Source organism: Kitasatospora sp. NPDC036755, assembly GCF_040636595.1.
Classification (GTDB): domain Bacteria; phylum Actinomycetota; class Actinomycetes; order Streptomycetales; family Streptomycetaceae; genus Kitasatospora.
This window is the reverse complement of record NZ_JBEZUT010000158.1, coordinates 1-19,792: the sequence shown is the minus strand read 5'-3', so window position 1 is coordinate 19,792 and position 19,792 is coordinate 1. Positions and strand designations below refer to the sequence as shown.

Below are 19,792 nucleotides of genomic sequence, written 5' to 3'. Positions count from 1 at the left end.
ATCCACCTCGCCGCCGTCACTGTCCTACCCACCGGCGCCCGGCCCGCCATGCACCGCGACGCGATGCGGGCCCAGGCCGAGTGCCGAGCCATCGACACCTTCGACCAGGCCGCGCAGGCCTTCTCGGCGGCCGACTGCACCAGGTCCTCGGCCGCGTACTGCTCGCCGGCCAACAGGTACGCCGTGCGTACCAGTCGGGGCCAGACCGCGACGATGAACGCCTGGAACCCGTCGTCCCGATCGCTCTTCGTTTCTCCCATGAGCACCTCCGAGCACCTCCTTCACCCGTCCAGAGCCCGGGGACGGCGCGAAGCGCTTACCGGCGGCCGCGGCGGCTCCAAACCGGTTGGGTACCGGGGGCGGACGCACTACTATCCGCCGGATGATCATTTCTCATGACGTAGCAGGCAGTGGACCCGCCGTGGTGCTGTTGCACTCCTCGGTGTGCGACCGGCGGATGTGGGACGCGCAGTGGCAGCCCCTGATCGACGCCGGACACCGGGTGGTCCGCTGCGACTTCCGCGGCTTCGGCGACACACCGCTCGCGGACGCCCCGTACAGCGACACCGGGGACGTCCTGGCCCTGCTCGACCACCTGGGCATCGAGACCGCCGCCCTGGTCGGCGCCTCCTACGGCGGGCGGATCGCCCTGACGGCGGCCGCGCTGCGCCCCGAGGCGGTCGGCAGGCTGGCCCTGCTCTGCTCCGGCATCCCCGGACACCGGCCCAGCGAGACCCTGCGGGCCTTCGGCGGGCGGGAGGACGAGCTGATCGAGGCCGGGGAGATTGACGCGGCCGTCGAGCTGAACGTCGAGTCCTGGCTCGGCCCGGAGGCCGACGAGGAGACCCGGGCGAACGTCCGCCGGATGCAGCGGCACGCCTTCGACGTCCAGTCGGAGGCGACGGTCGGCCCCGACCGGGAGGACGTCGACCTCGGCCGGATCACCGCCCCCACCCTGGCCGTGTCCGGCGCCCACGACTTCCAGGACTTCCGCGACATCGCGGCCACCCTCCCCACCCTCCTCCCCGACGCCCGCCACCAGGAGCTCCCCTGGGCCGGCCACCTCCCCGGCCTGGAGCGCCCGGCCGAGATCACCGCGCTCCTCCTGGCGTTCCTCGCCGAGGGCACCGCGGCGGCGCGGTAGCGGCACGACGGGCCCCTTCTTCAGTGGGCCCCTTCTTCAGCGGGCCGGTTCGAGGAGGCGGCGCACAGCGGTCGGCGTGTGGCCGAGGTGGTGGCGCAGGGTGCGGGTGAGGTGGGCCTGGTCGGCGTAGCCGAGGTCGGTGGCGAGCGCGGCGAGGCTCGGCTCACCGGCCTCGAGGCGGTCCAGGGCGCGGGCGATGCGGACGTGGTGGCGGTGGTGGGTGAGCGAGACGCCGAGCTCGCGGGGGAAGGCGCGGCTCAGCCGGTACGGGGAGACGCCCAGGTGGTCGGCGAGGGACAGCAGCGTGCGGGAGGCCGGGTGGTCCTCGGCGATCGCCTCGCGGGCCGCCGCGACCAGGGCGCGGTCGCGGACCGCGGACGGACGGGCCGCCGCGGGCGTCGGCCCGGTGGCCGTCCGGCTGACGGCGGCGGCCAGCAGCCCCAACAGCCGCTCCGTGGCGCCGTAGTCGACGTCCCCCGAGCGGGCGGCGGCGAGGAGACGGCGGTGGGCGAGGGCGAGCCGGGGGTCGACGTAGAGCGTCCCGGCGCCCGGCCCGGGGCCCTCGCCGGCGAGGGAGCGCCAGAGCGCGGGCGCCACGTCGACCGAGGTGCACAGATCGCCGCCGCCCGGGTGGGCGAAGCTCTCCTCCTCGTCCGGCGTGCCGAGGTAGCCGAGGTTCGGGTCGAGGTCGGCGGCCACCCCGGCCGCCCGGCGACGGAAGCGGCCGTGCCGGACCAGCACCAGGCGGTAGCCGCGGTGGACCTCGGGCGCGGACCAACGGGTGTGGTCGTTGCGGCAGGAGACCACGCTGATCCGGAAGTCGGGCCGGGTGGCGACGGGTTCGGCGGTGAGCACGGTCGGCAGGGTACGGGCCGGGTCCGACAGCGGGGCGGCGCCGGGTCCGGCAGCGGGGCCGACAGCGGGGCCGGAACCGCGACCGGCAGCGGGGCCGTCACCGGGTCCGGGCGCAAGGATGTTCAAGACCGGCACGGCGGGCCGGAGGCAGGCTGGGCACCGCGATCGCGACAGCCGCCGCAACGGCGGCGGCGATCGCGACGAGTACCACGCATTCACCCGCGACCGCAGGAGCCCGCACCATGTCCGTGCTGAACCAGCCCGCCACGATCGTCCTCGACTGCGCCGACCCGGTCGCGCTCGCCGCCTTCTACCAGAAGGCCACCGGGTGGGAACTCTCCCACAGCGACCAGGACTTCGCCTCCCTCTCCCCGGCCGGGTCCGCGCCCGGGCTGGCCTTCGTCCGGGTGGAGTCCCACCGCGCGCCGGGCTGGCCGGAGGGTGGAGCACGGATGCACCTCGACTTCACCGTCGCCGATCTGTCCGGCGCCGTCGAGGAGTTGCTCGCGCTCGGGGCCACCCGGCCCGACGTCCAGCCGGGCGAGGGGCAGTGGGTCGTCCTGCTCGACCCGCAGGGTCACCCGTTCTGCCTGGCGCCCGCCACCGCCGGCGACTGACCGTCCGGACCGAGGCGGGCGCGGAGCGTGCGGAGCCGTGCCGCACGCTCCTCGCCTGTCTCGGTGCTCGCGAACCGGGCGTCGCACCAAGGGGGTTCGATCTGCGCACGTGGCGGCGGGACGGCCGGAGCCGCCGGAGCCGCCGGAGTCTCCGGCGCTCCGCCGATCTCTCCGAGCCGTTGCGGTGGCAACGGCCGAAAGCCGGGACTCGAACGCGTGTCGGGAGCCATGATGGCGGGGTGCACTTCACCTCGGAATCCAGCGCGGACGGCGTGACACGGCGCCACTTCACCCTCGACGGCGTACCGGGAGTGCTCTGGCGGCCGGACGGACCGCCCCTCGGCGGGCGTCCGCTGGTGTTGCTGGGGCACGGCGGCGGCGGGCACAAGCTGGGGCCGGGGGTGGTGGACCGGGCCGACCGCTGCGTGCGGCGGCACGGTTTCGCGGCGGTGGCGCTGGACGCGCCGGGGCACGGCGAGCGGGCGCGCAGCGCGCAGGACGAGCGGTTCGCCACCGAGATCGGGGAGTTGCTCGCGGCGGGGCGGCCGATCAGCGCGTGGGTGGCGCGGCACACGGCGGCCCTCGCGGAGCGGGCGGTGCCGGAGTGGGTGGCGGTGCTGGACGCGCTGGAGGCGGCTGAGGCGGATGGAGGACGGGTGGGGGGACTCGGGCCGGTGGGGTTCTGGGGCCTGTCGCTGGGGAGCGTGATCGGCATCCCGCTGGCGGCGGCCGAACCGCGCATCGCCGCCGCGGTGTTCGGACTGACGGGGCACGCCTCGCAGACGGAGGCGGCGGCACGGGTCGGTGTGCCGGTGGAGTTCCTGCTCCAGTGGGACGACGAGCTGGTCCCGCGCGAGGGGGCACTGGCGCTGTTCGGTGCGCTGGGTTCGTCCGAGAAGACGCTGCACGCCAACCCCGGCGGCCATGTGGACGTGCCGGAGCTCGAACTGGAGTCGTCCGAGAGGTTCCTGGCCCGGCATCTGCTCCGGGCGGAGTGAGCGCGGGCCCCGTGGGGTGCGCACCGCCGCCGAGGTCCACGGCCCCGGCGGCGCCGATGCCGGCCGATGCCAACCGTCAGTAAAACTTCGCAAAGGATTTCTCCCTGCAACGAACCTGACGGGCAATGGCTTCAACAGATTGTTGCAGCTCAGCGGCCTGGTGGTCACCCTTCGTGGATTTGGCGTAACAGCTCGTGCCCCCTGGACTTCGCAAACCGTAGGAGTACGGTTCCGGAGGAATCGCCGGGGCCGACATCCAGGCAGGCCGGCCGTACCGGAAATTGGTGCGCAGCATGGGTTGGCAACAGGGTGGGGACGGCGCCTCGGTGGCGACCCGTCCGATATCCGGCAGGGTGGTCGCGGAGGTCCTGCGCGGCGTCGCGCAGGTCGATTTCATGCCGTCCGTCGTCTGCGGACTCTTCTTCGTGGCCGCACTGTTCGCGGCCGGCTGGCAGTACGGCCTCTACGCGCTGCTCGGCAGCGCCGTCTCCACCGCCGTCGCGTACGGGCTCGGGCTCGACCGGGAGGCCGTCGGGGCGGGGCTGCACGGGTACAACGGGTGTCTGGTGGCGCTCGGTTGCGCCGTCTTCCTCGGCCCCGGGCACCCGGCGACGGCCGCGATGGCGGTCCTCGGGTCCGCCGTCGCCGTGGTGGTCACGGCGGGGCTCGGGGCACTGCTCGCCACCTGGCGGCTGCCCGCGCTGACCGCGCCGTTCTGCCTGGTCACGACCGCCGTCACGGCGGCCGCCCCCGGCTTCCGGAGGCTGTGGAACGGTGCCGGCGCGCCCGCCGCCCTGCCCGTCCCGGCCGACGGGCCGACCGGGCTGAGCTGGGACCAGCTCTGGCACGGCTTCTTCGCGAACATCGGTCAGATCTTCTTCATGCCGCGGTGGTACGTCGGCCTGCTGTTCCTGGCCGGCCTGTTCGCGGCGAGCCGCCTCGCGGGCCTGATGGCCTGCGCGGGAAGCGCCACCGGGCTGCTCACGGCCTGGGTGTTCGGCGCTCCCGGTGAGGCGGTCGGGCAGGGGCTGCTCGGGTACAGCGGCGTGCTGGTCGCCCTCGCGCTGTGCGGGGTGTTCCTGGCACCCGACGGCTGGAGCGCGGCCTACGCCCTGGTCGGCGCGGCCGGCGCGACACTCCTGACCCCGGCGCTCGGCGCGGTCTCCGCGCCCTTCGGCGGGCACGCCTTCACCTGGCCGTTCGTGTTGACCACGATGCTGTTCCTGGCGGCGGTGCCGGCCGTTCCGCGCCTGCGCCGCACCTGATTCCACAGCCGGCCTCCCCGTATTTCCCGCCTGTCGAGGACTTCGCGATACGCCGAGGACTTCGCGATACGCCGGGGAGTTCGAGGACGCCGGGAACCCGAGGAGTTCGAGAAGTCCGAGGAGTTCCGGTGGCCGGAGGATTTCGGCGCCGGTGGACCGGCGGCTTCGAACGACGCTTTCCGTATGTCATCGGATTCTGGGAAAGGAAGAGTGATACCCGTGAATCTCTCGCCGCGTGAGATCGACAAGCTGTACATCTACGTCGTCGCCGATCTGGCTCGCAAACGCCGCGACCGCGGCGTCAAACTGAACTACAGCGAGGCCTGCGCGCTGATCAGCGAGGCGATCATGGAAGGCGCCCGGGACGGCCGCACCGTCGCCGAGTGCATGGAGATCGGCAAGCAGGTCGTCGGCAACGAGGACGTCATGCCGGGCGTGCGCGAGATGCTCCCGCTGCTCCAGGTGGAGGCGGCCTTCATGGACGGGACCAAGCTGGTCTCCTGCCACGACCCGGTGGGTGCCTGAGCGATGACCCGGCCCCAGAACGCCACCGTGGTGCTGGCCGGCGGGCACGAGAGCGACGGCGGACGGGACCTCGCGGCGCTGGTCGCGACCGGGCCCGCCGTGCACGCCGCCGTCCCCGCGGGCCGTCCGCTCACCGAGGCCGTACGGTCGGCGCTCGGCGAGGCGGGCGACGGGCCGGTCTGCGTCGTCCCGATGACGCTCGGCCGCGACCCCCGGCTGGTCGCCGACACCGCCCGGGCCCTGCGCTGGCTGGCCGCCGACGAGGCCCGCGGACGACTCGCCCTGACCGCCCCCTTCGGCGCCGCCGACCACCTGATCGGCTGGCTGCGCGCCGCCGCCGGCACCGCCCCCGACGGCGCGGTGCTGGTCACCGCCCCGGCGGCGGGCCCGTTCGAGGACGCCGAACTGTTCCGGATCGCCCGCCTCGCCCGCCAGTACGGCCGCCACCGCTGGTTCGAGGTCGCCTTCGACGGCGGCGACCCCGATCCGGCCGAGGGGGCGGAACGCTGCCGCCTGCTCGGCGCCCCCGAGGTGACGGCGGTTGCGGCCTCCTTCGGACCGGCCCTGCGCGCCGCCCTGCCCGGCGTCCGGGACGGCGGCCCGCTGCTGCGGCCGTCCGCCGTCGCCGGGGTGATCGCGGCCCGGACGGCGGCGGCGCTGCACCTGCTCGGGCACGGGGAGGACGGCATCCTGGCGGGCCTCGACGCCGAGCACGGGCACGGCTACGCGCACAGCCACGGGCCGGGCGAGCCGCACAGTCACGGGGCGGGTGAGCAGCACAGTCACGGGGCGGGTGAGCCGTACGGCCACGGGGCCGGTGAGCCGCACGGCCGGCACCACCATCAGCCCTCGGGACACCACCGGCACCACAGCCACACCCACGAACCCGCACCCCCACTCACACCCGCACCCCCACTCACACCCGCACCCCCACCCGCGAGTGCGCACACACCCCCCACGGACCCGGCAGAGAGGAAGGCCAGCCATGTCCGGTAGCGCCGCATACCTGTACGGCGACGACCCGGTGGAGATCAACGCCGGCCGCGCCAAAGCCACCGTCACGGTCAGCAACACCGGCGACCGGGCGATCCAGGTCGGATCCCACTACCACTTCTTCGAGGCCAACCGCGCCCTCGACTTCGACCGCAACGCGGCCTTCGGCAAGCACCTGGACATCCCGGCCGGCACCGCCGTCCGGTTCGAGCCGGGCGACACCAAGGACGTCACGCTCGCCGAGTTCGGCGGCCACCGCCGCCTGGTCGGCTTCGCCAACCTCGTGGACGGCGGCGTCACCGCCCCCGACACCCGGGCCCGGGCCCTCGACCGGGCCATCGCCCGCGGCTTCAAGGGCACCGACCTCGACCACAAGGACGACCGCCCGCGGGACTTCCACACGGAGGCCCACCAGGACCACCAGGACCACGGGGCCCGCCGGGCCCGTCAGGAAGGCGACCGCTGATGGCCATCCTCTCCCGCAAGCAGTACACCGACCTCTTCGGCCCCACCGTCGGCGACCGCTTCCACCTCGCCGACACCAACCTCGTGGTCGAGGTCGAACACGACTTCAACCAGGGCCACTACGGTGACGAGGCCGTCTACGGCGGCGGCAAGGGCATCCGCGACGGGATGGCCCAGGACCCGGCCGCGACCTCCGTCCAGGGCGCGCTCGACCTGGTCATCACCAACGTGGTCGTGATGGACGCGGTGCTCGGCGTCGTCAAGGGCGACATCGGCGTCAAGGACGGCTTCATCGTCGCGGTCGGCAAGGCCGGCAACCCGCACACCCAGAGCGGCGTGCACCCGCGGCTGGTCATCGGCCCCGGCACCGAGGTGATCTCCGGTGAGCACCTGATCGCCACCGCCGGCGGCATCGACACCCACATCCACTTCATCGCCCCGCAGCAGGTGCAGGAGGCGCTGAGCAACGGCATCACCACCCTGATCGGCGGCGGCACCGGCCCCTCCGACGGGACCAACGGCACCACCTGCACCCCCGGCCCGTGGAACATCCACCGGATGTACCAGGCCGTCGAGGACCTGCCGGTGAACGTCGGGCTGCTGGGGAAGGGCAACGGCTCGCTGCCCGGCGCGCTGCGCGAACAGGTCGAGGCCGGGGTGTGCGGCCTCAAGGTGCACGAGGACTGGGGCAGCACCCCGGCGGCGATCGACAGCGCGCTGAGCGTCGCCGACGAGTACGACGTCCAGGTCGCCATCCACACCGACACCCTCAACGAGTCCGGCTACTTCGAGGACACCCTGTCCGCGATCGACGGCCGCACCATCCACACCTTCCACACCGAGGGCGCGGGCGGCGGCCACGCCCCCGACATCATGCGGATCGCCGGCGAGCCCAACGTGCTGCCGTCCTCCACCAACCCCACGCTGCCCTATACCGTCAACTCGGTCGACGAACTGCTGGACATGGTGATGGTCTGCCACCACCTCAGCCACGACATCCCCGAGGACGTCTCCTTCGCCGACTCCCGGGTCCGCGCCGAGACCATCGCCGCCGAGACCGTGCTGCACGACGAGGGCGTCATCTCGATCTTCTCCTCCGACTCGCAGGCGATGGGCCGGATCGGCGAGTCCTTCACCCGGGCCTTCCAGACCGCCCACCACTGCAAGGACCAGCGCGGCAAGCTGGCCGGCGACAGCGAGCGCAACGACAACTTCCGCGTCCTGCGCTACCTCGCCAAGCTCACCGTCAACCCCGCCGTCGCCTCCGGCACCGCCGACCACATCGGCTCGCTGGAGCCGGGCAAGCTCGCCGACATCGTGCTCTGGCCGATCAACTCCTTCGCCGCCAAGCCGAAGATGGTCATCAAGGGCGGCGTGATCAACTGGGCGCTGATGGGCGACCCGAACGCCTCCCTGCCCACCCCGCAACCGGTGTACTACCGCCCGATGTTCGGCCAGTACGGCCGGGCCAGGCAGGCCACCCGGGTGTCCTTCATGTCGCAGGCGGCGGTGGACCTCGGGGTGCCGGCCAGACTCGGCCTGGAGAGCCGGGTGCTGCCGGTGCGGCGGTGCCGCACGGTCGGCAAGCAGCACATGGTGCGCAACGACGCGCTGCCGAAGATCGCGGTGGACCCGGAGACGTACAAGGTCACCCTGGACGGCGAGCCCGCCACCATCGAGCCGGCCCGCGAACTGCCGCTCAACCACCTGTTCTACCTCGCGTGACCGGCACCGACACCGGCACCAGTACCGGCACCGGAACGGGCACCGGAAATGGAACGGGCACTGGAACGGGCACTGGCACCGAACCCGGTTCGGCGGGCGAGGGCTCGGACACCCGGGGAGGTCTGGACGGTCTGGACGGCCTGCTGGTCTGCCTCCAGTTGACCGACTCGGCCTTCCCCAGCGGCTTCTACACCCTCTCGCACGGCCTGGAAGGCTACGCCCAGGCCAGGGCCGTCACCCCGGACACCCTGCCCGCGCTGCTCGCCGACCTGCTGCGGCACGGCGTCGGTCCGTCCGACGCCACGGCCCTGGTCCTCGCCCACCGGGCGGCCACCGCGGGCGACTGGGACCAGCTCGCCGAGACCGACCAGCGGCTGCACGCCACCAGGCTCAACCGTGAGCTGCGCCTGGCATCCACCCGGACCGGCCGCCAACTCCTGGACATCGCCCGGGAGTCGGTGGGCGGCGAGGCGCTGGAGCGGTACGCCGGACTGGTCGCGGAGAAGCGCGCCCCCGGCTGCCAGGCCGTGGCGGCCGGGGTGGCCTACGCCTCGGCCGGCGTCCCGGTCGAACAAGCCGTCACCAGCGACCTGTTCGCGTTCTGCGCCAGCTTCGTCGGGGCGGCGCTGCGGCTTCGGCTGACCGACCACCGCAAGGCGCAGGTCGTACTGCGGGCGGCCTCCCCGGTCATCCGGGAGGTCGTGTCCGCCGCCCTGGTGCGGGAACCGGCGGACCTCGGCGGCTGCGTGCCGGTCGCGGACGCCATGTCCGGGCGGCACGAACGGGCCGAGGCCCGGCTGTTCATGAGCTGAACCCCGACACACGTACAACGAACGACCAGAGGAGGAGAGTTGACCGAGAACGTGCTCCGCGTGGGCATCGGCGGCCCGGTGGGATCCGGAAAGACGGCGCTGATCGAGGCGCTCGTCCCGGTACTGATCGCCCGCGGCCACCGCCCGGCGGTCATCACCAACGACATCTACACCCAGGAGGACGCCCAGCACGTGCGGCGCACCCTGGCCGGGATGCTGGACCCCGAACGCGTGGTCGGCGTCGAGACCGGCGCCTGCCCGCACACCGCCGTCCGGGACGACCCGACGATGAACCTCGCGGCCGGCGCCGAGATGCTGGAGCGCTTCCCGGACGTCGACACCCTGCTGTTCGAGTCCGGCGGCGACAACCTCACGCTGACCTTCAGTCCGGTCCTGGTGGACCTCTTCCTCTTCGTCCTCGACACCGCCGAGGGCGAGAAGATGCCCCGCAAGCGCGGCCCGGGCATCACCGAATCGGACCTGCTGGTCATCAACAAGATCGACATCGCCCAGTACGTCCGCGCCGACCTCGGGGTGATGGAGTTCGACGCCCACCGGGTGCGCGAGGGCGGTCCGGTGGTCCTCACCAACTGTCTGACGGGGGAGGGGCTGGAGGAGATCGCGGCCTTCCTGGAGACCTTCCGCAAGGTCGCGGCGTGACGGCTTCCGCCGCTGCGGCGGCCTCGGCCGAGGAGGCTCCGCCGGCCGGAGCGGTGCCCCGGCTCGACCCCCGGCACTACGAGCCGGCCCGCGTCCCGTACGAGGTCCGCCGCCATGCCGGGACGCCCGACACCCTCGGCGTCGGGCGCCCCGGCAAGGTCGGGCTGCTGGAGCTGGCCTTCGAGCGGATCGGCGCGCGCACCGAACTCACCGGTCACTACCAGAAGTCACCACTGCAGATCATGCGCCCGCTGTACTTCGACCCGGCCCGCCCCGACCTCGCCGTCACCTTCCTGATGTCCACCGGCGGCGGCATCCTCCAGGCCGACCGGCTCCGCACCGACCTGCACTGCGGGGCCGACACGGCGGTCCACCTGACCACCCAGGCGGCCACCAAGGTCTACCGGATGGAGCACGACTACGCGACCCAACTGGTCGACCTGACAGCCGGCCCGCGCGCCTACGTCGAGTACCTGCCCGAACCGGTCATCCCGTTCGTCGACTCCCGCTTCTACCAGCGGACCGTCCTCACCGTCGACCCCGACGCCACCGTGCTGGCCGGCGAGACCGTGCTCGCCGGCCGCCTCGCCCGGGGCGAGCGCAACGCCTACCGGGTGTTCGCCTCCGACCTCGAAGTCCGGCGCCCGGACGGTGGGCTGGTGGCACTGGACACCGTGCGGCTGGAACCCGCGCGGGCCGGGAACGGCGGGAACGGCGGGAACGGTGGGGTCACCGGGCCCGCGGTGCTGGCCGGACACGACGTGATGTCCAGCCTGTACGTCCTCAGCCCGCTCGCCCCGGCCGGCCGGATCGCGGACGTCCTGCACGAGGCGGTGGCCGGCCGTGGCCAGGGGCACGGCGACCTGCTGTACGGGGTCAGCGTGCTGCCCCAGGACAGCGGCGCCTGGCTGCGGCTGCTCGGCTCCGACACCCGGACCTGCGCGGCCGCCCTGCGCGCGGCCTGGGACGCGGTGCGACGGCTGCTGATCGGAGTGCCGGCGCCGGAGCTGCGGAAGACGTAGCAGCGGGGCCCGGGGACCGCTCGTGATCTTCTTCCGGATCCGGTACAACCGCGGGGCGGGATGCGGAGTCCTGTACGGCGTGAACGAGGATGCGAGACGGGATTGCGCGCCGGACGAGGCGCACGGGGTCGGGTCCGGCGACGTGCCCGAGGCAGCGCCGGGCCAGCGCGGGTCGGACGACGCGGCGAAGGCGGTGCCGGACGACGGAGCGCGGGCCGTACCGGAGGCCGTACCGGAGGCCGTACCGGAGGCCGTAGCGGACAGTGCGCCGACCGGGCCGACGACGCCGCCCCCACCCGCCCGGCGCTGGATCGACCAGCGGATCAACCGCCGGAAACTGCTGACGGGGGTCGCGGGCCTGGTTGCCGTCGCAGCGGCGGCAGGCGTCAACGAGTGGGTCCGCCGGAGCAACTCCCACGGCCCCCGGATCTGGCACACCACCGCCGCGAGCGGACGGCTGGAGCTGACCACCGGCCGGCAACCCGCCCTCTACGTCTCGGGGTTCGACGGCACCGTGCGCGCCCTCGACCCGCGCACCGGCGAGGTCCGCTGGAGCCACACCGTCAGCACGCCCCACGACGCCGAAGCACAGGGCGGCTGGCCGCTGGCCGCCGGGGACGGGGTGGTCTGCGTGGCCACCGACACCCATCTGCGGGTCCTGGACGCGCAGTCGGGGGAGCAGCGCTGGGAAGCCGCCGCACCCTACTGGTCCGAGGCCGCGGGCAAGCAGCGCCCGGCCGTCGGCGGCGGCAGCGTGTTCGCCGCCCACGGGAGCGCCGTCCGCTGCTACGAGCTGACCACCGGCGACCCGCGCTGGACGGGCCCCGTGCTCCACGCGGCCTCCCTGGCCCTCGACGGCGACACCGTCTACGCGGCCGGCGCGTCGGCCGGGGTCGTCGCCCTGGACGCCCGCACCGGCGGGCAGCTGTGGGAACGCAAGGTCGTCGCCAACAGCCCGCTCACCGCCCACCGGGGCGCACTCCTCGTCACGTCCGAGTCGATGGGCGGCACGATCGTCGCCGCGCTGGACGGGACGACCGGTGACAGGCTCTGGGAATCCTTCCAGCACGGGGACCCAGGCCGGCCGGCCGCCCTCGGCCGGACGGTCTACATGGGCAACGGCGACCGGCTGTACGGCCTGGACACCGAGACCGGCGACTGGGTCTGGAAGGCCAACGCCTTCACCGGCCGGGCGGCAGAGGCCCCCGCCGTGGTCGCCACCGACGGCGGCGTCTACGCCGCGACGGCAGAGGGCCGGCTCTGGGCGTTCGACCCCTCGACGGGCGCGATGCGCTGGCAGGACGACTCGCAGCGAGCCGGCCGGGTCTCCCTGGCCGCCGCGGGAGGGACGGTCTACCACAGCAGCCCGGGCGGCGTCGTCGCCCTGGGAACGCAACCCGCACCCCCGGCCGCCTGACCGGCCTCAGGGCCCGGCGGTGAAGTGCGCGACGGCCCCGAGCCCGTCCCCGGCGGCCTGACGGACCTCGGGATCCGGGCCGGCGAGGGCCGCTCGGAGGATCGCCGTGGTCTCCGGACGGTCGGGCCACTGCCAGGCCAGCATGGTCAGCGCCTGGGCACGCACCTGCGGACTGGGGTCGTCGACGGCTTGGGCGTGGACGATGTCTTCGGCTGAGTCGAAGGCGGCCACCGCGTAGCAGCTGAGCGCGATGCCACGGACCCTGGGGTCCGGATCTCCGGTGACTCGCTCCAGGAACAGCCGAGCTGTCTCGCCGAGTGGGTCCAGGCACCTGGCCAGAGCCTTCAGCGCCGCTTCCCGTTCGTAGGCGACCTCGGATTCGACCGCTGCCTTGCCGAGCAGTGCGACGACCGCCGCTGTGTCGTGCGCTGTCGCGCCGATGCCTTCGAAAGCGCTGGTGCGGACCAGGCTGTCGGCGCTGTCGACGGCGAGGTTCCACAGGAGGGACTGGACCTCGGAGCGCCCGGGCCAGAAACGCCCGAGAGTCGTGAGCACCATGCTGCGGATCGCGAGGTCGGGGTCGTTGGCCGCGAGATCGAGGAACAGCGACAGAACCTTGTCATTCGTGGACCATCTTTTCGCGAGGCCCTGGATCGCGACGCCGCGGACAGCCAGGTCGTGGTCGTGGGCGGCGAGCTCCAGTAGTCGGGTCGGGCCGTCGGAGGCTCCGGGCCAGTTCTTCGTGATGACATCGGTGAGACGGTTGTACGAGGTCGGCGGAGTCTCATCCCCCGTGCGGGACTGGAGCAGTGCCCGGACGTCCTGGTGATCGGGCCAGAACGAGTCGAGGAGTCGTGCCGCGTAGGAGCGGATCTGTTCGCGGGGGTCCGCGGTGGCGCGTTCGAGGAGGAGTGCCAGAACGTCGGGGTGCTTCGGCCAGTTCTCGGTGAGGAGCAGCAGCGTGGTGATTCGCGAGGTGTCGGCTCCCTCGACGGCGTTCCGGAGCGCGAGCGGGAGGACGGCAGGATGCTCGGGCCATCGCGACGCCAGTTCGTTCAGAGCGGTGGAGCGGGAGTCCGCGTCGGCTCCGTGTGTCGCGAGTTCGAGCAGGGAGGCCGCGCTGTCGGAATGAGTGCTCCAACGACCTGCCAGAGCCCGGATGGCGGAGGAACGCACCCGGGGATGGCCGAAGGTCGCCAGGGTGAGGGAGGTGCCGAACGTGGAATGGAGTGCGACGGCAACCCTTGCCGCCACCGCGCCCAACTCGGCGAACTGCCCGTGGACGTGGAACCATCGGAGGAATCGTTCGCGCCCGCTCCAGACAGGTGTCGCGCTCAGCGCCGTCAGCGCGGTCGTCAGCGAACGCATGCGGCCGATGGCGACGTGCGACGCTGCCGTGTGGATCACGGCGTCGACCGCCCGGTCGCTCTGTGCTTTCAGCAACCCGATCTTCCGCACCTCAGCGAGCGCCTGGAAGGCCAGGACCAGTGAGCCCTCGTCCCGCCGGTCCAGCAGGTGGTCCACCACCTTCCCGGCGTCCGCCTCGCTCAACTGGTTGACCACCAGCAGCAGCACCTCGTGCCACGCCGGGTCGTCCGCCCGCCGGGCGAAGACCTCCTGGATCAGCTCCTCCGGCGTCCACTCCCTCCCGACCGTGTAGCGCTGGAAGATGTCCGCCGCCGCGAGGTACTCGAGGAACGCCCGGTGGACGAAGCCGTACACCTCGCTGCCGTACCGGGCGAGGATGAAGTTGCGTTCCCGGAGCTGGTTCCGGAGCGTGCGGGCGGCGGCGAGGCACTGGTGGGGGAGGTAGCCGAACTGGGTGAAGTAGTCGCGGAAGACGGCCTCCAGCTCCTCCGCGTGGATGTGGTTGCCCGCGATGCCGCCGGTGCCCTCCTGCATGCGGCGGGCCAACAGTCTGAGCAGTTCCAGGCGTTCGCGGTCGTCCAACAGATCGAGGACTTCGGCGGCGCCGGGCGTGAGCGGGACGTTCAGGTGTTTGGTGTCGCGGTCCCAGTGGGCGACGAGGACGCGTACCGCGTGCTCGTAGACGCCCTGGCGGTCGCGGGGCAGGGCCTGGCGGCGGCCGATGATGGCGAGGATGGTCAACAGCAGGGGGTTGCCGGCCAGTTCCCGGATGGGGCGGGAGGCTTCGACGGCGGTGGTGATGCGCTCGACGAGTCGGCCGGTGAGTTCGGCGTCGGTGGGGCAGGCGATGGCGTACCAGCGGCGGGCGAAGTCGGCGATCCGGTCCGGGTCGAGGTCCTGGAGCATGACGTGGGTGAATCCGGCGCCGCTGAGCGGGCCGCGCTGGTAGCCGATGACGCGCGAGGTCACGACCACGCGTGCCCGGTCGTAGCGGGCGGCGAAGGCGGCGATGCGTTCGGCGGTGGCGGCCCGCACACCGGGGTCGAAGAGTTCGTCCAGGCCGTCGAAGACGACCACGGCCTCGCCCCGGGAGAGGAGTTGGCGCAGTTCGGGCCCGGGGAGGGACATTCCGGCGACGGCTTGGCGGTGGTCGAGGAAGTCCTCGAACGTCCGCTCGCGCCACTGCCCCTCGGCGTACTGGCGCAGTTCGACCACCAGTGGCACCAGCCCGTCCAGTGCGGCGAGCGGGCCGTCGGCGTCCTGGACGAGGGTGAGCGCGATGTACCGGGCGAGGGTGGACTTCCCCGCTCCCGGGTCGCCGAGCAGGACCACCCGCGCCCCGCGCGGCCCGGCGAGGACGGAGAGCACGTCCTCCGTCGGCCGGTTGAGGTATTCGGTGCGCAGCCGTTCGAGAGCGGACTGTCCGAGGTCTCCGGGTAGTGAATGCTCGGTGAACTCGCCGCTGGCGAGGAGTCGTTGGACGAGTTCGCGCGGCAGTTCCACCGGTGGCGGGTCCTCCCGGACCTGCGGGGTGACGAACACTTCCCGAAGTTCGACCGCCGGGTGCTCGCCCTGCTCGGAGAGCGGGGTGAGCACCTCCAGGTCGAGCCGGCCGTAGGTCTCCCGGACCCGCCGGGCGTACGCGGCGCGGGCGTCGGCCATGGACTCGGCGGTGACGGTCGGCCCGACCGTCTTGGTCAGATTGACCGTGCGGGCCTGGATGACATCGCCGTTGACCGTGCCGGAGATGTCGTTGACCGTCGAAGTCTCTGGATCGCTCCCCACCCGGCCTAGGCTAGCCGTTCCACGAACTCCCGCTGCTCCGGCGTTTCGACGGCGTGCCGGTCGTAGTGCTCCCGCACGTACGCCACCGCTTCCGCCGCCGGGACGCCGTCCAGGACGGCGATGCGGGCGAGGCTGGTGCCCGTGCGGCCCCAGCCGCCGGCGCAGGCGAGTTCGACGCGTTCGGTGGCGGAGCGTTCCCAGGCCTCGCGGAAGGCGTCGGCGGCGTCCTCGGGGTCGGCGGGGAGGCCGAAGTCGGGCCAGCGGACCCAGCGGTGCGGCCAGTCGGTGCGGGGCGGCCGGTCGTCGTACAGGTAGAGGGCGAAGGTCGGCAGGGTGCCGGGCGGCAGGGGGCGGCTGAGGCCTCGGCCGCGCAGGAGGCGGCCGGAGGGCAGGCGCAGGATGCCGGGGGCGTTCGGGTCCCAGGTGGTGGGGTCGGTCATGTCGGCCTTCCTCGGGAGGGGTTCGGGGTCAGGATGCCGCGTGGAGTCCGACGGGTCCGCGCGGCAGACCGGCCCGGTGGGCGAGGGCGGCGGCTTCGCCGCGGGAGGAGACGTCGAGTTTGGCGAGGATGTTGGCGACGTGGAACTTCACCGTCGACTCGCTGATGTGCAGTGCCGCCGCGATGTCCCGATTGCGGCGGCCGCGGGCCAGCTGGTCGAGGACTTCCAGTTCGCGCGGCTGGAGGCCGTCGAGGGGGTCGGTGGCGAGGGCGGGTTCGGGCAGGGCGAGCGGGAGGTCGACGGTCACCGTGGTGCCCCAGCCGGGGACGGCCTCGACCCCGTGCCGCCCGCCGAGGGTGGTGATGCGGTCGACGGTGCGGTGGACGGTGAGGGCTTCGGCGGTGAGCAGGCCGAGGCCGTCGCCGCGGACCACGGCGCGCAGCCGTCCGTCGGCGGTGAACTGCCAGCTGACGTGCAGCCGGGTGGGCTTCTCCTGCTCCAGCATCAGCAGCACGGCGACCCGGACGGCGTCGCGGGCGGTGTGCGCGGCGTCGGCGGGGACGGAGCGGTCGGCCTCGGCGGGGGGTGCGACGTCGAGGTGGACCCGGGTGTGCCGCAGCAGCGGGCGCAGGTCGCGTACCAGCCGGGCGAAGGCGGCGTCGGCGGGCTGTTCGCTGAGGGTGCGGTCCAGTTCGGCGCCCTGGCGCAGGTCGAGGAGGGCGGTGACGGCCAGCTCGGTGGCGTTGCGCCGGGCCGTGGCGTCGTCGAGGTCGGCGGAGCGCAGTGGCGCGAGGATCGCGGTGAGGGCGGCGCTGTGGGTGCCGGTGAACTCGGCGATGGCGCGGGCACGGGCGTTGGCGGAGGTGCGGGAGGTGGCGGCCTGGGTGGGTGCGGCGTCGGTGGCGCGGTGGTCGGAGTGGGCGACCATCAGGTCCCACAGTTGTTGCAGGACGGCGAGTGCTCCGGCCGGGACCGGCGTGGCGCTGGTCCGGACGAGTGCCAGGACGGCGCCGCTGCCACTGTTCGGGGTGGCGGTCACGACCACCACCGGCCGGGCCTGACCGGCGAGTTCGGCCTCGCCCTGCCAGGGGTGGCCGGCCGGGGCGGTTCCGGCGGCGCGTTCGGCCAGTCGGGAGAGGTCGAGCGAGCCGATGGCCGCGATCAGTTCGGGCGGGCCGTAGCCGTGTACGGGGCTGAACGTGCAGACGCCGCTGAGCTGGGCGAGTGCGGTGTGCGGGACGAGGGTGGCGAGTACGGCGGACAGCCGGCGTAGGAGGTCCGGTCGGGGCGTGCGCAGCACTTCGAGCGCCTGGGCCAGCGCGTCCTCGGGGCGCCCCCAGTGCTGCCGCCAGGTCTCGTCGTCGCCGGCGGTCCCAGCGGTCCCAGCGGTCCCAGCGGTCCCGGCGGTCCCGGCGGTACTGATGGTGCCGATGGTGCCGTCCACGCCGCTCATGTCCCCCATGCCCCTGCTCTCCCCTGTGCGCCCCGCGCCGCCCGCGCTGTCGCGCTGTCGCGATGCCGCTGCCGTCCAGCCTAGTTCGGGAGCCGCCGTTCCCGCCTGGCCGTTCGGACAGGTCGAACCGGCCGAAGGGCCAGCCGGAGAGTGGCCGTCCCGGCCACAGGATGGAGGACGTCGGAGGAACCCAACTTCCCGTAACCGGAGGACTTTCCATGACCAAGGCGATCGCCTTCCCCGAGTTCGGCGGCGCGGACGTGCTGCGCCCGATCGACATCGAACTGCCCGCTCCCGGCCCCGGTCAGGTGCGGGTCGCGGTCCGCGCGGTGGGTGTCAACCCGCTGGACCGCAAGCTGCGCACCGGCGAGCTGGCCGGGCTCTTCCCGGTCGTCTTCCCCCACGTCGCGGGTTTCGAGGTGTCCGGTGTGGTCGAGGCCGTCGGCGCGGAGGTGCGCGGCTTCGCACCCGGCGACGAGGTGTTCGGCGCGCTGATGGGCGGCGGCTACGCCGAGCACGCGCTGGTGGACGCCGCGACCCTGGCACACAAGCCGGCCGGCCTGGGCTGGGCGGAGGCCGCCGCGATCCCGGTGGCGGCCGAGACGGCCGAGCGCGCCCTCGCCGTCCTCGACGTGCGTCCCGGCCAGACCCTGCTGGTGCACGGCGCGGCCGGCGGGGTGGGCACCGTGCTGCTCCAGTTCGCCCGGGCGCGCGGGATCACCGTGGTCGGCACGGCGAGCGAGTCGAACCACGACCACCTGCGCGAGCTCGGCGCGATCCCGGTGACGTACGGGGAGGGCCTGGCCGAGCGGGTGCGGGCCGCCGCCCCGGGCGGGGTGGACCGGGCGCTGGACGCGGCCGGGCGGGGCGGGGTGCTGCCGCTGTCGATCGAGCTGACGGGCAGTGCGGACCGGGTGCTGACGATCGCCGACGTTCCGGGGGCGCAGGAGCACGGCGTCCGCTTCACCGGTGGCGTGGAGGGCGTCGAGCCGTTCTACGGCCGCGCCTTCGCGGCCGCGATCGCCCTGCACGAGGCGGGCACCCTGCGGTTGCCGCTGCACCGGGTGCTCCCGCTGGCGGAGGCGGCCGAGGCGCAGCGGATCAGTGAGGCCGGGCACCTGCGCGGCAAGATCGTGCTGACGGTGTGACCCGCGGCCTGACGGTCCGATGTCCCGCCCGCTGTCCGGTCTGACGTTCCGGCAGCCGTCCACCGCCCGTCCTGTCCGTGTCTGCCCGTTTTACCTCCGTTTTGCATCGGGCTCGCCATTTTCGTACGGTTTCATCCGTTCGGAGTAATTCGGCAGGCGGGCGCGCCGTGAATACGGCGGTGGGCCGTTCGGCCGACATGCGGTCCCTCGAACGGTCGACCAGGGTTGGCCGGGCGTGGGCGGCACCGGACCGCCTGCCCTGACGGTCAGGAGGACCAGGCGTATGGGCGGAACGGACAGGCGGGCGGTGGTCGGCGAGTTCCTCGGGACCCTGCTGCTGGTGCTGCTGGCGGTGGGTGCGGCGGTACTCGCGGGGGAGGCGATCGGTCCGGTCGGGATCGCGTTCGCGTTCGGCTTCGTGCTGCTCGCCCTCGCGTACGCGCTCGGCCCGATCTCCGGCTGCCATGTCAACCCGGCGGTGACGCTCGGCTTCCTGCTGGCCCGCCGGATCGACGGGCGCACGGCGGTGTCGTACTGGGTGGCGCAGCTGCTCGGCGGCATCGCGGGCGCGGGGCTCGTCCTGCTGCTGGCGAAGCAGATACCGGGGCTGGAGACCCACGAGAAGCTCGGCACCAACGGCTGGGGCGAGCGCTCCCAGATGCACATCAACGCCGGCGGCGCGTTCCTGACCGAGGTCGTCCTCACCTTCCTGCTGGTGTACGTCGTGCTGGCGGTCACCCACCGGCTGGCCGCGGTCGGCTTCGACGGGCTGCCGATCGGCGTCGCGCTGGTGGTCGTCCACCTGGTCGGCATCCCGCTCACCGGCACCTCGGTCAACCCGGCGCGCAGCCTCGGCCCGGCGCTGTTCGCGGGCGGCGAGGCGCTGTCGCAGCTGTGGCTGTTCCTGCTCGCCCCGCTGGTCGGCGGCGCGCTGGCGGCGGGCGTCCACCTGCTGACCCACCCGCAGCCCAACCTTCCGGTGGCGCAGGCCCTGGCCACCGACGCGCGGGTGTAGTGCGCGCGGCGCCGCTCGGCGGGCGCGGGGGCCCGGGCCCGGACGACCGTCCCGGGCCCCCCCGGGTCCCGGGCGTGCGCGCACC

The 19,792-nt window shown here is 73.4% G+C and carries 18 protein-coding genes and 1 pseudogene; 14 read left to right on the top strand and 5 right to left on the bottom strand.

The window, feature by feature from the left end; all coding sequences use genetic code 11:
- Nucleotides 1–260: pseudogene (locus tag AB0E96_RS23170) on the bottom strand (hypothetical protein); the annotation flags it as partial.
- Nucleotides 261–382: 122 nt separating this feature from the next.
- Between AB0E96_RS23170 and AB0E96_RS23165 the strand changes: the two are divergent.
- Nucleotides 383–1,144: an alpha/beta fold hydrolase gene (locus tag AB0E96_RS23165; RefSeq protein ID WP_359826777.1), complete on the top strand. Its 762-nt coding sequence runs from the start codon at nucleotides 383–385 to the stop codon at nucleotides 1,142–1,144.
- A gap of 36 nt (nucleotides 1,145–1,180) precedes the next feature.
- On the opposite strand, the gene AB0E96_RS23160 is transcribed toward AB0E96_RS23165, so the two are convergent.
- Complete coding sequence (locus AB0E96_RS23160; protein WP_359826774.1) at nucleotides 1,181–1,999, bottom strand: AraC family transcriptional regulator; 819 nt, start codon at nucleotides 1,997–1,999, stop codon at nucleotides 1,181–1,183.
- Nucleotides 2,000–2,241: 242 nt separating this feature from the next.
- Between AB0E96_RS23160 and AB0E96_RS23155 the strand changes: the two genes are divergently transcribed.
- From AB0E96_RS23155 to AB0E96_RS23105, 11 genes are all read left to right on the top strand, one after another.
- Entirely contained in the window at nucleotides 2,242–2,616 is a 375-nt protein-coding gene (locus AB0E96_RS23155; protein WP_359826772.1) for a VOC family protein, read from the top strand.
- A 239-nt stretch (nucleotides 2,617–2,855) separates the two neighbouring features.
- A complete protein-coding gene (locus AB0E96_RS23150; RefSeq protein ID WP_359826769.1) occupies nucleotides 2,856–3,614 on the top strand; it encodes an alpha/beta hydrolase in 759 nt (252 codons plus the stop codon).
- A 293-nt stretch (nucleotides 3,615–3,907) separates the two neighbouring features.
- Nucleotides 3,908–4,879 (top strand): urea transporter, encoded by a 972-nt coding sequence (locus tag AB0E96_RS23145; protein ID WP_359826767.1) that lies wholly within the window; start codon nucleotides 3,908–3,910, stop codon nucleotides 4,877–4,879.
- A 219-nt stretch (nucleotides 4,880–5,098) separates the two neighbouring features.
- On the top strand, nucleotides 5,099–5,404 hold the full coding sequence (locus tag AB0E96_RS23140; protein ID WP_359826764.1) for an urease subunit gamma: 306 nt from the start codon (nucleotides 5,099–5,101) through the stop codon (nucleotides 5,402–5,404).
- 3 nt (nucleotides 5,405–5,407) lie between these two features.
- On the top strand, nucleotides 5,408–6,400 hold the full coding sequence (locus tag AB0E96_RS23135) for a cobalamin biosynthesis protein CbiX (protein ID WP_359826761.1): 993 nt from the start codon (nucleotides 5,408–5,410) through the stop codon (nucleotides 6,398–6,400).
- Nucleotides 6,390–6,863: an urease subunit beta gene (locus tag AB0E96_RS23130; RefSeq protein ID WP_359826758.1), complete on the top strand. Its 474-nt coding sequence runs from the start codon at nucleotides 6,390–6,392 to the stop codon at nucleotides 6,861–6,863. Before AB0E96_RS23135 ends, AB0E96_RS23130 begins: the two co-directional genes overlap by 11 nt.
- Nucleotides 6,863–8,587 carry an urease subunit alpha gene (gene ureC, locus AB0E96_RS23125; protein WP_359826755.1) on the top strand — a complete coding sequence of 575 codons (1,725 nt, stop codon included), beginning with the start codon at nucleotides 6,863–6,865 and terminating at the stop codon, nucleotides 8,585–8,587. Before AB0E96_RS23130 ends, ureC begins: the two co-directional genes overlap by 1 nt.
- A 122-nt stretch (nucleotides 8,588–8,709) precedes the next feature.
- Nucleotides 8,710–9,399: an urease accessory UreF family protein gene (locus AB0E96_RS23120; protein ID WP_359826782.1), complete on the top strand. Its 690-nt coding sequence runs from the start codon at nucleotides 8,710–8,712 to the stop codon at nucleotides 9,397–9,399.
- Nucleotides 9,400–9,438: 39 nt separating this feature from the next.
- Nucleotides 9,439–10,059, top strand: a complete 621-nt coding sequence (gene ureG, locus AB0E96_RS23115; RefSeq protein ID WP_359826753.1) for an urease accessory protein UreG — start codon at nucleotides 9,439–9,441, stop codon at nucleotides 10,057–10,059.
- A 53-nt stretch (nucleotides 10,060–10,112) separates the two neighbouring features.
- A complete protein-coding gene (locus AB0E96_RS23110; protein WP_359826780.1) occupies nucleotides 10,113–11,081 on the top strand; it encodes an urease accessory protein UreD in 969 nt (322 codons plus the stop codon).
- A 142-nt stretch (nucleotides 11,082–11,223) separates the two neighbouring features.
- Nucleotides 11,224–12,498: a PQQ-binding-like beta-propeller repeat protein gene (locus AB0E96_RS23105; RefSeq protein WP_359826750.1), complete on the top strand. Its 1,275-nt coding sequence runs from the start codon at nucleotides 11,224–11,226 to the stop codon at nucleotides 12,496–12,498.
- Between the two features lie 6 nt (nucleotides 12,499–12,504).
- Here AB0E96_RS23105 and AB0E96_RS23100 read toward each other — a convergent pair whose 3' ends face one another.
- Genes AB0E96_RS23100 through AB0E96_RS23090 form a run of 3 tightly spaced genes read right to left on the bottom strand, consistent with a single transcriptional unit; the run spans nucleotide 12,505 to nucleotide 17,553 of the window.
- A complete protein-coding gene (locus tag AB0E96_RS23100; RefSeq protein ID WP_359826748.1) occupies nucleotides 12,505–15,651 on the bottom strand; it encodes a HEAT repeat domain-containing protein in 3,147 nt (1,048 codons plus the stop codon).
- Between the two features lie 5 nt (nucleotides 15,652–15,656).
- Nucleotides 15,657–16,091, bottom strand: a complete 435-nt coding sequence (locus tag AB0E96_RS23095; protein WP_359826745.1) for a protein-tyrosine phosphatase family protein — start codon at nucleotides 16,089–16,091, stop codon at nucleotides 15,657–15,659.
- A gap of 28 nt (nucleotides 16,092–16,119) precedes the next feature.
- Entirely contained in the window at nucleotides 16,120–17,553 is a 1,434-nt protein-coding gene (locus tag AB0E96_RS23090) for a LuxR C-terminal-related transcriptional regulator (RefSeq protein ID WP_359826742.1), read from the bottom strand.
- A 209-nt stretch (nucleotides 17,554–17,762) separates the two neighbouring features.
- Between AB0E96_RS23090 and AB0E96_RS23085 the strand changes: the two genes are divergently transcribed.
- Together AB0E96_RS23085 and AB0E96_RS23080 are read left to right on the top strand one after the other, a co-directional pair.
- Complete coding sequence (locus AB0E96_RS23085; protein ID WP_359826731.1) at nucleotides 17,763–18,692, top strand: NADP-dependent oxidoreductase; 930 nt, start codon at nucleotides 17,763–17,765, stop codon at nucleotides 18,690–18,692.
- A 283-nt stretch (nucleotides 18,693–18,975) separates the two neighbouring features.
- Nucleotides 18,976–19,707, top strand: coding sequence for an MIP family channel protein (locus AB0E96_RS23080; protein WP_359826728.1), 732 nt, complete (start codon nucleotides 18,976–18,978; stop codon nucleotides 19,705–19,707).
- Nucleotides 19,708–19,792: the final 85 nt, after the last annotated feature.

Coding starts and splice junctions, on each gene's coding strand:
- AB0E96_RS23085 (WP_359826731.1), top strand. CDS start 17,763: ATGACCAAGGCGATCGCCTTCCCCGAGTTCGGCGGCGCGGACGTGCTG.
- AB0E96_RS23080 (WP_359826728.1), top strand. CDS start 18,976: ATGGGCGGAACGGACAGGCGGGCGGTGGTCGGCGAGTTCCTCGGGACC.
- AB0E96_RS23145 (WP_359826767.1), top strand. CDS start 3,908: ATGGGTTGGCAACAGGGTGGGGACGGCGCCTCGGTGGCGACCCGTCCG.
- AB0E96_RS23135 (WP_359826761.1), top strand. CDS start 5,408: ATGACCCGGCCCCAGAACGCCACCGTGGTGCTGGCCGGCGGGCACGAG.
- AB0E96_RS23155 (WP_359826772.1), top strand. CDS start 2,242: ATGTCCGTGCTGAACCAGCCCGCCACGATCGTCCTCGACTGCGCCGAC.
- AB0E96_RS23090 (WP_359826742.1), bottom strand. CDS start 17,553: ATGGGGGACATGAGCGGCGTGGACGGCACCATCGGCACCATCAGTACC.
- ureC (WP_359826755.1), top strand. CDS start 6,863: ATGGCCATCCTCTCCCGCAAGCAGTACACCGACCTCTTCGGCCCCACC.
- AB0E96_RS23095 (WP_359826745.1), bottom strand. CDS start 16,091: ATGACCGACCCCACCACCTGGGACCCGAACGCCCCCGGCATCCTGCGC.
- AB0E96_RS23165 (WP_359826777.1), top strand. CDS start 383: ATGATCATTTCTCATGACGTAGCAGGCAGTGGACCCGCCGTGGTGCTG.
- AB0E96_RS23130 (WP_359826758.1), top strand. CDS start 6,390: ATGTCCGGTAGCGCCGCATACCTGTACGGCGACGACCCGGTGGAGATC.